General features: G+C 57.4%; 10 protein-coding genes and 2 pseudogenes. 8 read left to right on the top strand and 4 right to left on the bottom strand.

Translation table 11 applies throughout. From position 1 onward, the window contains the following. Nucleotides 1-112 precede the first annotated feature (112 nt). The 5 genes and pseudogenes from QZR14_RS01115 to arcD all read left to right on the top strand — a co-directional run. A pseudogene (locus tag QZR14_RS01115) lies at nucleotides 113-437 on the top strand (DEAD/DEAH box helicase); the annotation flags it as partial. 196 nt (nucleotides 438-633) lie between these two features. After that, a complete protein-coding gene (locus QZR14_RS01110) occupies nucleotides 634-1416 on the top strand; it encodes a hypothetical protein (RefSeq protein ID WP_311995647.1) in 783 nt (260 codons plus the stop codon). A 97-nt stretch (nucleotides 1417-1513) separates the two neighbouring features. Next, nucleotides 1514-2659 (top strand): hypothetical protein, encoded by a 1146-nt coding sequence (locus QZR14_RS01105; RefSeq protein WP_311995646.1) that lies wholly within the window; start codon nucleotides 1514-1516, stop codon nucleotides 2657-2659. Continuing rightward, nucleotides 2649-2879: pseudogene (locus tag QZR14_RS01100) on the top strand (transposase domain-containing protein); the annotation flags it as partial. The gene QZR14_RS01105 and the pseudogene QZR14_RS01100, both read left to right, overlap by 11 nt. Nucleotides 2880-3681: 802 nt before the next feature. Then, nucleotides 3682-5175, top strand: a complete 1494-nt coding sequence (gene arcD / locus QZR14_RS01095; RefSeq protein ID WP_284676805.1) for an arginine-ornithine antiporter — start codon at nucleotides 3682-3684, stop codon at nucleotides 5173-5175. 139 nt (nucleotides 5176-5314) lie between these two features. Here arcD and QZR14_RS01090 read toward each other — a convergent pair whose 3' ends face one another. The 3 genes from QZR14_RS01090 to QZR14_RS01080 form a co-directional block, all read right to left on the bottom strand. Continuing rightward, the gene (locus QZR14_RS01090) at nucleotides 5315-6688 is read right to left on the bottom strand and encodes an MBL fold metallo-hydrolase (protein WP_311995645.1); all 1374 of its coding nucleotides are present in this window, start codon (nucleotides 6686-6688) and stop codon (nucleotides 5315-5317) included. Between the two features lie 90 nt (nucleotides 6689-6778). Then, the gene (locus QZR14_RS01085; RefSeq protein ID WP_250605223.1) at nucleotides 6779-7699 is read right to left on the bottom strand and encodes a universal stress protein; all 921 of its coding nucleotides are present in this window, start codon (nucleotides 7697-7699) and stop codon (nucleotides 6779-6781) included. Between the two features lie 77 nt (nucleotides 7700-7776). Further along, nucleotides 7777-8010, bottom strand: a complete 234-nt coding sequence (locus QZR14_RS01080; RefSeq protein ID WP_250605224.1) for an Lpp/OprI family alanine-zipper lipoprotein — start codon at nucleotides 8008-8010, stop codon at nucleotides 7777-7779. A gap of 223 nt (nucleotides 8011-8233) precedes the next feature. Between QZR14_RS01080 and QZR14_RS01075 the strand changes: the two genes are divergently transcribed. Beyond that, the gene (locus QZR14_RS01075; RefSeq protein WP_311995644.1) at nucleotides 8234-8881 is read left to right on the top strand and encodes a BON domain-containing protein; all 648 of its coding nucleotides are present in this window, start codon (nucleotides 8234-8236) and stop codon (nucleotides 8879-8881) included. A gap of 56 nt (nucleotides 8882-8937) precedes the next feature. Then, nucleotides 8938-9363 (top strand): potassium channel family protein, encoded by a 426-nt coding sequence (locus QZR14_RS01070; RefSeq protein WP_250605226.1) that lies wholly within the window; start codon nucleotides 8938-8940, stop codon nucleotides 9361-9363. A gap of 4 nt (nucleotides 9364-9367) precedes the next feature. Here QZR14_RS01070 and QZR14_RS01065 read toward each other — a convergent pair whose 3' ends face one another. Further along, a complete protein-coding gene (locus QZR14_RS01065) occupies nucleotides 9368-11737 on the bottom strand; it encodes a phosphoketolase family protein (RefSeq protein WP_311995643.1) in 2370 nt (789 codons plus the stop codon). A 248-nt stretch (nucleotides 11738-11985) separates the two neighbouring features. Here QZR14_RS01065 and fnr point away from each other — a divergent pair, with 248 nt between their 5' ends. Then, the gene (gene fnr, locus QZR14_RS01060; RefSeq protein ID WP_250605228.1) at nucleotides 11986-12732 is read left to right on the top strand and encodes a fumarate/nitrate reduction transcriptional regulator Fnr; all 747 of its coding nucleotides are present in this window, start codon (nucleotides 11986-11988) and stop codon (nucleotides 12730-12732) included. The last annotated feature ends 14 nt before the right edge of the window (nucleotides 12733-12746 follow it).

The following is a 12746-nucleotide window of genomic DNA, read 5'->3' as shown; positions in this document are numbered from 1 at the left end:
GAGACCAATGGCCAGGTCGAGCGCACTCCCTTCAAGGTGACCTGTGAGGCCTGGACGAAAAACCCAGAGCGATTCATTACCAATTCGTACCATCTCATTCTGGCACCGTACAGTCGACCGGGCAGTGAATGTCGTGATCACTAACCCGGAACTGGTCAAACCAGGCTTGGACCTGTTGGTGTTCCCCACCATCATCTTCATGCAGTCGGACTGGAACGTGTACACGCTGCAGCAGGCCGCCCGTCGCTCGTGGCGACTTGGTCAACCGCAAGCGGTTCACGTCATCTTCTTGGGCTACGCCGACATCTCTGCCTGCAGTTGTTGGCTAGAAGATCATGGCGTGCCAGAGTACGTCGGGAGGCATACCAGACTATGGATTGAACGTGCTGAATCACGACGGCGACTCGGTTGAGGTGGCATTGGCCCGGCAAGTGGTCCGGTCTGAATCTGACGTTTCCTCTCCCCCGAACGGGGACCCGCAAGGCTCCTCGGAGTTTTCTTGTTTGCCCAATCGCAGCGGCGCACACTGAAAACTCCGGCGGGATCACAGTCAGCTGCATTGGCCAGAGACTTCACTTCTACGACGCGATAGTATTCGGGGCAATGAACTTGTGTCTAACAGGGAGGTTGATAGTGACCAAAAGGGACGATTTCAAAGCAGCCACAAAAACTGCGCTAGCTCGCCGGGCTGCACATTTTTGCTCCAATCCGCGCTGCCTCAAACTCACCATCGGACCGCACTCTGACCCAACCAAAGCTCTGACTTCTGGGCACGCCGCACATATTCATGCCGCCTCCGAACTGGGCCCCCGCTACAAGGCCTCGCAGACTGCCGTAGAACGGACGGCCATCGAAAACGGCCTGTGGCTTTGCAGGGAGTGTGGAGTCATCGTCGATGGCGACGAGGATGCTTACGAAGCGGACTTGCTCCGAAAGTGGAAGATTGACCACGAAGCCATAGTGTCGGAGGTGCGCACCGCAGGGTACTCTCGCAGCCTGGCACTGCTTCAATCTGGACGCATGGAACCGCAGATTGCGAAGGAAATCGTCTCCGCCATGACGGATCGGCGGTCGTTGTGGGCCACATTCGATGCCGAATGTCCTGACCACGTCCGAGAATCGCTTGATGAACTGCGCAGGCGATTCGCCGTCATTCGGGGAAAGCTCGTTGACGGAACAGCACTTGACGGCATTCTGCTATCGCTGACTAAGACAATTCTGATTTTCTTCAATGCGATGAAATCTGTTGACCTCAGAACGCTACGATGTAGTTCGGCTGACCCCGAGTGGCTGCATTTTAATGACGCCCTGGCAGCTCTCAGGAAATCCATCGGACTGCAGATAGCTAACCTCGCAGAAGCCTATGAGATTGCTTTGTGCGAGGACCTCCTGAGTATTGCACCAGCCAGAAGCTAATTGCTTTACAGAGCAGCGACACTCAGATACAGGCGCGCGATTCACACCCAGATTGCGCCAAGCCGATGGCTATAGGAATGGATTAAGGAGGATGCAGATGAATCCAGATCAGATCGAATTCAACAAACTCCTGGGCCAGAATCAGAAAGATGCCAGCGTCAAAGCATGCTTGCGAGGTGGCGATAAGCAACTGGATTGCTCAGGGAAAATTATTCACTCCCATTCCATCCAACGAGGCAAAATCCTCGCTTCGATCGCAGATGGCGGCGGAGAAAGCGAAGGAAAGGTCTACCACCTTGGGTTCGCACCAGCAGAGGACATGCAATCGATGCAGCCGGAGTTCAAGCTCCAAGGCATCAAGAAGTTCAGCACTTTCGCCGGCTTCTGCGGCGGGCACGACAAAGCCATATTCCAGCCAATTGAGGATGTAGCGTTCACCGCAACGGCCAAGCAACAGGACATCTACGCCTACCGGGCCGCAGCCAAGGAACTGCATTCCACCCTTGAGTCGAAGAAGTTCTGCGAAGTCTTTTTGGGCGAAAAGCTGAACGTTGATGACTTTCCGCCGCACTTCCAAATGACGCTTCCGGCGATAAAGCGGGGCGAAATGGTGGTCCCTGACTTCATACTCGAAGGGATGCTGCAAGGGGAAAAGAACCATGAGATTCGGACCAAGCACATGCAGTGCGGACACAGCATCTCCGAACTGCAGCAGATCTGCGATGACTTGACGGATGCTATTGAACGCGAGGAACCGTCGGAGTTCGAACACATCTACCACGCCCTCGACGGAGCTTGCCTAGTAGCCTGCTGCGCGTCGTTCATCCCATACTTCGACCATGATGGCAATCGCATCATCTCCAGGCAGGAGGAACAGCGAATGGCCCAGTCTAGCGCAGCGAGCCGTGCTGACATGAAGAACGTGATGCTCAACGTTTTTCCGGAGGACGGCCAAACCCATATCATTTTCACCTTCTCCAAAGGCAATCCGAGCTTCAAGGCGTCGATCGAACGACTGCTCAAGCTGGAGGATGAAGCGCTGAAGATTGGCCTTTCAAACATCGTACTCAACTACGTCGAGAACTCTGCTTACGGCCCGAAGTACATCAACGAGAACTTCAGCTCGGAGCAGATCGCAAGCATTGCTGAGTCGTTCGCGGTATCCGCAATCGATAGAAGTAAATTTCGAAAGAGCAACATCAATCTATTCGTTGTCAATCCAACCGCTACGACTCGACAATAACCCGGTCGAAAACACGATCAAGCCGTGGACGCTTGGGCGTTCGAACTGACTCTTCGCAGGATCATTGCACAGTGGTAACCGGGCGGCGGCGATCATGAGCCTGATCCAGTCGGCGCGCCTGATTGGGCATGATCCGTACGTGTACCTCATGGATGTGCTGACGCGGTTGCATACGCAGAAGGCCAGCGAGATAGTGCAGTTGTTGCCGCTTCAGTGGATGGCTGATCTGCGCAAGGTGTGTTCCGCGTACGCTTACTCTGTACCAATCGCAGGCTTTCGGTCAGTGGCCCCGCAGGTGAACGCCATGGACCTCAATGCTGGGATTCTGAAAGTGTATTTGCTGGCCGCTGGAGAGTCCCATCATTGCTCCCACTTCTACAGCCAATAGCGCCAAGCCCTCAGGGATGGAGGTTAGCCGGGTGCTACACACACACTCACCCACCCCATGGGAGATGCACGAAAATCTAACCTAGGGTCCGCAGGCTACTCAATAACATGCCCAGTGCCAAAGCACGATGTGATCTGAGCTAACGCAGTCTAGCCAAGCAATTGGGTGAAAAGCATCTCTGAGCGTGCAACTCGCCCCCCCCCAGCCAACCCCAGTTTGGGCGTACACTCAAAGCCACCCAAAGCCATACTGGATTTCGTCAGGAATCGCCATTCGTGATCGCTCATGTAAGGCGCCTGAGTGGGGGCAAAATTGGGGGCATAATAAGATTTTTTCAAACTGAAACTACCGTCCTAGAGCCTAGTCAAAATGTTTTTTGGCGATCCTGACAGTCTCTAGCCTCCGACAGCCTGACTGTTTATCCGATCACTTCTGCGGTCGTTCAGAATCAGGCACAGCGATGCGCATGCCGTTATGCATCGCCCCACGCCGGTCGTTTCTGCCGCGGAACCGTTCTTCCCTGAATTGACTTTTATCAAACACAGACATGACGTTCTGACCGAGATTGAGCATCTAGACCTGCACAACCGTGTTTGCGGTCGATGCAGAAAACCTGCTCTCGTGGAGGCTCGTCATGGCTACTCACCTGCAAGACGTTCAACCCGTCGTCCCCCCTTCCAGGCCTCAGCCGCTGCCGCTGAGTCTGCGCAAGGCCGAACCAAGGCGTTTGTCCTTGAGCCTGTTGATCGCGCTGGTGATTGGTTCGATGATCGGCAGTGGCATTTTCAGTCTGCCTCAGAACATGGCCGCCAGCGCTGGCGCTGGAGCGATTCTGATTGGCTGGCTGATTACCGGTGTCGGCATGCTGTCGCTGGCGTGGGTTTATCAGGCGCTGTCCAACCGCCAGCCGACAATGGACAACGGGGTATTTGCTTATGCCCGCGCATTGGGGGGTGACTTTCTGGGTTTCAACTCAGCCTGGGGCTACTGGATCAGTGCCTGGATCGGCAACGTCAGTTATCTGGTCATTCTGTTCGCAGCTCTGAGCTATTTCTTTCCGCTGTTTGGCGAAGGCAATAACAAAGCGGCAATTGCCGGGGCTTCCGTGGTGCTGTGGTCACTGCACTGGATGATTCTGCGGGGAATGCGCACGGCGGCGCGGGCCAACGCCATCACGACCGTGGCCAAGGTCGTTCCATTGCTGCTTTTTATTGGTGTGCTGATTGCGGCATTCCAGCGCGAAACCTTCATGGTTGATTTCTGGGGCACACCTGCGCTGGGCAGTACCCTGGATCAAGTCAAAAGCACGATGCTGGTCACCGTCTGGGTCTTCATCGGCATCGAAGGCGCCAGCGTGTTTTCCGCTCGCGCCGCAGAACGTGCCAACGTCGGCCGGGCCACGATCATCGGCTTTGTCATCACGCTGATCCTGCTGATCGCCGTTTCACTGCTTTCACTGGGCATTCTCAGACAACCCGAGCTCGCCGCCCTGAAAAACCCTTCGATGGCGGGCGTGCTGGAAGCTGCTGCCGGGCCGTGGGGCGCGGTGCTGATCAGCATCGGCCTGATCATTTCGGTCGGTGGCGCCCTGCTCGCCTGGACGTTGCTCGCCGCTGAGTCGCTGTTCACACCGGCAAAGGAAAAGGTCATGCCGGTGACGCTTGGCGAGGAAACCGTCCGGGGCGTGCCCGCCAATGCGTTGTGGCTCACCAATGGCTGCATCCAGTTGTTCCTGCTTCTGACGCTGTACTCGAGCGCCAGCTACCTGGCGCTGATATCCCTTGCGACATCAATGATCCTGCTGCCTTACCTGTTCAGCAGTGTCTATGCGTTGAAATTGACCTGGCAGGGCGACACCTACGGCGGCAATCGCGCGCTTCAGATCCGCGACATGGCCATCGCCACTGTCGCCGCGCTCTATTGTGGATGGCTGTTGTATGCCGCCGGCCCGAAATACCTGCTGCTCAGTGCTTTGCTATACGCCCCCGGCTCGTTGATTTACCTGGGCACGCTGAAAACCCGTCAGGGCCAGCCACTCAGCGGTCCCGAAACGGGTGTGTTGATCATCATCTGGGCCGCTGCGATCTACGCCGGCCGGATGTTGTGGGCCGGGACGCTGACGTTGTAAGGCGACTCAGCGATCAGGCCTATGCCCTGTACAAAGAGCCATTTCCCCCGCAAACCAGGTGTTCTGAAGCCAGAAAACACACCGCCGAGAAGGATCGACACGCCTGGTTGGAGTGGCGGTACTGACTCGGCGGGCTCCGTCACAGAGCCGAGCCTGCGCCGAGTTCGACACAGTCGCGGTACTCCGGCACAGACACTGACCAGCCCAGCTCTATGCTGATGCGCCGGCGCAGGACGTCCGAGGCATTGGGTTCACCGTGTACCACATAGGTGTGTTTTGGCGCGCGTTTGAAGCCACGCAGCCACTCGATGATTTCATCGGCGTCGGCATGCGCGGACAGGCTCTGCATCGGCACCACTTCAGCGCGAATCGGTACCTCTTGCCCGTGGATGCGCACGGACGGAGCACCCGCGACAATTTGCGCACCGCGCGTGCCGCCGGCCTGAAAACCCGGCATCAAGAGTGAGTTCAATGGATTCGGCGCCAATGCCTTGAGGTGATGCAACACTCGCCCACCGGTGGCCATGCCACTGGCAGCGATGATGACGGCGGGGGTACGTTGCTGATCCAGGTCGATGGATTCTTGGGTCGAACGTACAAACCGGGTGCCCCTGCACATCCCTTCGCAATCTTCCAGTGACAGGCGGTGCTCACTGCGAAAGCGTTGATACAGGCGTGTGACGTCGGTGGCCATGGGGCTGTTGAGGTACACCGGTAAGTCCGGGATCGCATGCTGCTGTTTAAGCCTGTAGAGGTAGTACATCAGTAGTTGCGCACGTCCGACTGCGAACGAAGGTACCAGAGTGATGCCATGGCGCAGTGCCGTGCGATTGATCACCTCGGCCAGTTGCTTCTCTGGTGCGTCGTCTGGATGGCGGCGATCGCCGTAAGTCGACTCCACCAGCAGATAGTCGGCCTGCTCGATGAATTCCGGCGCGAACATCAACGGATCGTGAGGCCGGCCAAGGTCACCTGAACACACCAGCGTGGTGCCCTCGGCGCTGACCTCGACGGTGCTGGCACCCAGAATATGCCCCGCGCCACGCAGCAAAATGCTCAACCCCGGAATGACTTCGACCCGGTGATGCAACTCGATCGGTTGCAAGAGTTTCAATGCCTGCGCGGCGTCCTGCTCGGTGTACAAGGGCAACGCCGGCGAGTGTTTGGAGAAACCGTGCTTGTTGGCAAAACCCGCCTCCTCTTCCTGCAGACGACCACTGTCGAGCAGGAGGATTCTGACCAGTTCACAAGTGGCCGGCGTGGCGTACACCGGGCCGCGATAACCATTGCGAACCAACACAGGCAGGTAGCCGCTGTGATCCAGATGGGCATGGCTCAGCACTATTGCGTCGAGGTCACGCATGGGCAACTGGAACGGGTCCCGGTTGTGCAAGCGCAATTGCTTGTAGCCCTGGAACAGACCGCAATCAATCAGGACATGCCGACCGTGATGTTCCAGCAGGTATTTGCTACCGGTGACTGTGCCGGCAGCGCCGAGAAATGTCAGTTGCATGGCCGTCTCCTTGAACCCACAAGTGAGCGCTATTAATCGCTCCTCTTGATCCAGGCGCAGTTGACTTTTATCAACTGCGGCGCGAACCGGTCAGGCTGCAAAAGGTGGCGGCTTGACCATCATCAAGCTGCACGGCGCACGATTGACCAGGCATTGCGCTGTGCCACCGATGAAACCGTCGAGGCCAGGATGGTAGGACGTGCCCAGCACCATCAGGTCAAACGCATGCTCGCGGGCAAAGCGTTCGACCACCCGGTAAGGGATTCCGGTCAGCAAGTGTCGGTGTTTTTCATCGACACCATAGCGCTCGGCCAGGGTATCGAACGCCTCTTGCTGAGTATCGGTGATCGCCTCGCGCAGGCTGTGATCCAGACTCAGGTTCGGCACACTCATCGCGGCATCACCGACTACGGACCAATCGCTTACATTCAACAGATGCAACGACGCAGCGCATTCGGATGCCAATGTCGATGCCAGCTCGAGTATCCGGTCATTGAGGCCTTGGGTAAGGTCCTCAAGGTGGGACAGGTCTATGGCCGCCAGAATCTTCAACGGCTTCGGGTTCGCGGCGTCGGTGACCAGGTGCAGACAGGCCGGGCAATCGCGCAGCAACATCCAGTCCAGTGGTTGATGGAATGCCCAATCAAGGGCCGGAATATGGTGGGCGTCTTTGATCACCAGATCGGCGCGGAAGTCATTGACGTACTCGAGCACATGCGCCGGTGTGGATCTGGCCCAGACCACTTCGGTTGTCACTTGCACCTCAGCACTGCGTTGAAACCGGGCTTGCTGTTCCAGCCACTGGCGATGCATCTGCAAGTAGCCTTCGCGCGCCTGCGCCATGGCGTTGTGGTCAAACAGACCGGCCAGCGCCAAGGCCTGGACATAATCGAACGCCACGATGTGCAACAACGCACCGCTGGCCCGGGCCAATGCCTGCGCGCGGTCAAACGCCGGCGTGCGGGTCATTTCAGCGGGTGCAATCAACAGAATCCGTTTAAGCCTGAACATCACGTCATTCTCCTGGCAATGCTTCGCCGGCCTGATTGCCAGCCCGACATCCGTGTCCGCTTTGATCTCATCGCCGACTACTTGCGCGTGGCCTTTTCGGTCGTCCGCTTGGCGCGCTCATTGGCTTCATTAGCTGCTCGTTGTGCCTGTTCAGCTTTCAATAGCGCTTCGTCGGCCCGCAAACGTGCGGTTGCCGCGTTGTTTTCCGCAGACTCAAGTCGCGCATCGATTTCCTCGGCATGGCGGTGGCTGCATCCGGTGGCTGTCGCCATCAGGACACTCAGCACAATGATGGACAAGCGCATGTTCATGATTTCCCCTTGGTTAATCGCTGCACTGCTCAATCGATGATCCGAGTATCTGACGATGTCCGCTATCGACTCTGATTTTTGTCAATTAATAACGCCGCCAACGGGCGGCCGTGCAAATGGGCGTTGTTGATCTATCTCAATGAATTTTCGCCGTTCAAGCGTAGAAAAAGCATGAGCGGCATTCGCCGAACGTGAGCAACCATTGAGAAGAGAGACCGCCGTCATGAATGATCTGGATCTGCGCAAAGCCATTCTGGAAGAGCTCGAATTCCAGCCAGACATCAACGCCGCGAACATCGGTGTCAGCGTGGACAACGGCGTGGTCACGCTGTCCGGGCACGTCAACACCCTCGCCCAAAAAGTCAGTGCAGAACGGGCGGTAAAAAGCATCAAGGGTGTGCGTGCGCTGGCCGAAGAACTCGAGGTCAGACTCAATAACAATGGTGGAACCGGGGACGACACCATCGCCCAGCGTGCCTTGAGAATCATCCTGTGGAGTTCCGATGTTGCCGAAGGCGATGTCAAAGTCACCGTGCAACACGGACGGGTCACGCTGGAAGGTGAAGTGGACTGGCAATACCAGAAGGAAACCGTTGAAAGCTCAGTGCGCAAGCTGTCCGGCGTAACGGCCGTTAACAATCGCCTGATCCTGCGCCCACGACTGGACGTTTTCGATATTCAGGAGCGCATCGAGGCGGCGCTCAAACGCAACGCCGAACTGCACGCCCACAAGATTCGCGTCAAAGTCGAAGGCGATGTGGTGACCCTCGAAGGCCGGGTTCACTTGTGGCGTGAGCGTCAGATCGCAGAACGGGCGGCCTGGTCGGTGCCGGGCGTGAGCAAAGTCGAAGATCATCTGATGCTGGCGTGAACTCAAGTATCCAGTCACCCCCGGCTTTGCTTGCCATCTGACGCTGGAGAGTCGCGATGCTGATCGTGACGCTGATCAACACCCTCGTGGTGGTCGCTGCGGTGTTGATTCATTACGAGTGTTTGTTACGCCTGAACGACTGGCTGCCGAAACTGAAAAACTGGCGCCGGTTCCGCATCGTCGTCGGGGTGTTTGGCGGACTGCTGGCCCATGCCATCGAGGTCTGGTGCTTCGCCCTGGTCTATTTTCTGATGTCGCGGACCGGCGAGTGGGGGCGCCTGACAGGCAGCTTCGACGGCTCTTACATGGATTGCGTGTACTTCTCCTTCACGACTTACACCACCATCGGTTTTGGTGACATTTCTCCAGTCGGCAATCTCAAGTATCTCACTGGGCTGGAGGCCCTGACGGGCTTGGTGCTGATCACCTGGACGGCCTCCTTCCTGTTTCTCGAAATGCAGAAATACTGGAAGAGCAAGTAAGCAGTCAGTGGACAATGGGCGGCGTCCACTGCCAGTTCCGGACTTCGGGCAGATCCTCGCCATGCTCAATGAGGTACAGCTTGTGTTTCTCCATCATTGACCAATAGCGCGCCCTCGCAGCCGGCACTTGCTCGTGCAGCCATGGAACACGCTCGATCACATCCAGGGCCAATTGATAACGGTCCAGGTTATTGATGACCGCCATGTCGAACGGCGTGGTGGTGGCGCCCTCCTCCTTGAAACCACGCACGTGGAAATTATCGTGATTGCGGCGTTTGTACAGCAGGCGATGGATCAACGCCGGGTAACCGTGGAAGGCAAAGATCACCGGCGTGTCGAGGGTAAACAATTCATCGAACGCGCTGTCGGGCAAGCCATGGGGGTGTTGGTATTCAGGCTGCAGCACCATCAGATCCACGACATTCACCACCCTCACCCGCAAGTCCGGGACATAGCCACGCAACAGGGTCACGGCAGCCAGGGTTTCCAGGGTTGGCACGTCGCCGGCGCAGGCCATGACGACGTCAGGCTGTGCGTCGTTGCGACCGGCCCATTCCCAGCGGCCAATCCCGGCCTGGCAATGACGCAACGCTGCATCGACGTCCAGCCACTGCCATTCCGGCTGTTTGCCGGCGACGATGACATTGATGTAGTCACGGCTCTTGAGGCAATGCTCGGCCACTGACAGCAGGCAATTGGCATCGGGCGGCAGGTAGATACGAACGATGTCGGATTTCTTGTTCGCTACCAGATCGATGAACCCCGGATCCTGATGAGAAAACCCGTTGTGATCCTGGCGCCAGACGTGTGAGGTGAGCAGCAAGTTCAGCGACGCGACGGGTTTGCGCCACGGCACTTCGGCAGCGGTCTTCAACCATTTGGCGTGCTGATTGACCATAGAGTCGACGATATGAATAAAGGCCTCGTAACACGACAGCAAGCCGTGACGACCGCTCAGCAGATAGCCCTCTAGCCAACCCTCACACACTTGCTCGCTAAGGATTTCCATGACCCGGCCGTCAGGGGCCAGATTGATGTCCTCTGCTATTAACGGCTCCATCCAGGCCTTGGCGGTGACCTCGTACACCGCGTCCAGTCGGTTGGAGGCGGTTTCGTCAGGGCCGAACAAACGGAAGTTGCTCGATGTTCGATTGCCCTTCATGACATCGCGCAAGTATGTCCCGAGCAGGCGCGTAGCTTCAGCACGCACAGCACCTGGCGCTGGCAGATTCACCGCATAGTCGGTAAAGCGTGGCAGGTTCAGCGGCTGCAACAGCTGACCACCGTTGCCGTGGGGGTTGGCACCCATGCGCCGCTGACCGGTTGGCGCTAACGCGGCTATTTCCGGGGCCAGAGCGCCATTGTCGTCAAACAGTTCGTGAGGGCGGTAGCTGTTCAACCAGTCTTCCAGTTGCCGTACGTGCAGCGGTTGCTGGAAATCCGCCAATGGCACTTGATGGGCGCGCCAGGTCCCCTCGACGCGATGGCCGTCGACAAATTCAGGGCCTGTCCATCCTTTCGGGGTGCGCAGTATCAGCACTGGCCATAATGGCCGTTCCACAGAGGCCGAAGGCTGACGCGCGCGTTGCTGGATGTCGCGAATCTTGCGGACGATGGTATCGAGGGTTCTGGCAAGGTCTTGATGCACCCGCTGCGGCTCGTTGCCTTCGACAAAGTAAGGATCGTAACCATAGCCATACATCAAGGCCGACAGTTCGTCCTCGCTGATGCAGGACAGGATCGTCGGGTTAGCGATCTTGTAGCCGTTCAGGTGCAGTATCGGCAGCACCGCGCCGTCACGCGCAGGATTGAGAAACTTGTTGGAATGCCAACTGGCGGCCAGTGTGCCGGTTTCGGCCTCGCCATCGCCAATCACACAGGCCACGATCAAATCCGGATTATCGAACGCCGCCCCGTAGGCATGAGCCAGGCTGTATCCCAACTCGCCACCTTCGTGGATCGACCCGGGCACCTGCGCGGACACATGACTGGAGATCCCGTAGGGCCAGGAAAACTGCCGAAACAGGCGTTGCAAACCGTTGATATTGCGCTCCACCGAGGGGTAGTACTCGGTGTAAGTGCCCTCCAGCCAAGTCTGCGCGACCACCGCAGGCCCGCCATGCCCGGGGCCGGCGACGAACAACATGTTCAGATCGTATTGATTGATCACATGATTGAGGTGGGTATAGATCAGGTTCAGCCCCGGCGTGGTCCCCCAATGCCCCAAGAGTCGCGGCTTGATATGAGCCAGCGTCAATGGCTCGCGCAACAGCGGGTTGTCCTTGAGGTAAATTTGCCCCACGGCGAGGTAGTTGGAAGCACGCCAGTAGGCGTCCAACCCTTCCAGTTGCTCAGCATTCAGAAAATCACTCATGAGGGGGAACGCTCCGCAAAAGACTGATAGACCGTTGTCATTTCGTCGATTCTGCAAGCCTGCTACCCCCTGGACTTGATTTACATCAAGTTTCACCCCCCACGTTGAAGCTCAATAGAAGCGAAGTTGCCAGGGCCTCGGTAAACCGGGCACCCCGTTCGTCCGTAATCAAGGTGAAAGGCCAAATGAAAAGCGTGTGCGTCGCTACGACACCTATGCTTATCACACACCTCAAAGGTACCTTTCCCATGCTTGAAGTTTCTTCCCCGCGCCCGCCCCTGCCTCTCAAGGCTGCGTGTTCCAACTGCAGTGTGGTGGAGTTGTGCCTGCCAATCGGCCTGACTGGACCGGATGTCGATCGCCTCGACACGCTGATCGTGCAACGCCACAAGGTCAAAAAAGGCACTGCACTTTATCGCGCAGGCGACCCGCTACGCTCGCTGTTCGCTGTGCGCACAGGCTCATTCAAAACCAGTGTTTTGTCCGTCGATGGCCGCGAACAAGTCACCGGCTTTCACATCCCCGGCGAAATGCTTGGCCTGGACGCCATCAGTGCCGACCAACATGCTTGCACTGCATATGCGCTGGAAGACAGCGAAGTCTGCCCGATTCACTTCGCCCAACTGGAAAAACTGGCGCAAAGCCTTCCGTCCTTGCAACACAATCTCAACAAGCTGCTGAGCCGGGAGATCGTGCGCGATCACGGCATGTTGATGCTGATGGGCAACATGAATTCCGATGAGCGCCTGGCGGCGTTTCTGCTCAATCTCTCGCACCGTCTGAGCTCGCGAGGCTATTCCTCCAAAGAGTTCGTGCTGAAAATGCGCCGTGAAGAAATCGGCTCCTACCTTGGCCTGCGACTGGAGACCATCTGTCGCGGCATTGCGCACCTGCGTGATCAGGGCTTGGTCGAGATCAGTGGGCGCGACGTGAAGATCCAGAACATGGACGGCCTCAGGCAGATGGTGTCTGGCTGTAATCGCCAGACCCACTGAACACGTCTGCAATG

The organism is Pseudomonas sp. rhizo66, assembly GCF_031931925.1.
Classification (GTDB): domain Bacteria; phylum Pseudomonadota; class Gammaproteobacteria; order Pseudomonadales; family Pseudomonadaceae; genus Aquipseudomonas.
Note: the sequence above shows the minus strand (reverse complement) of the source record. Positions and strands in the feature narration are given on the sequence as shown.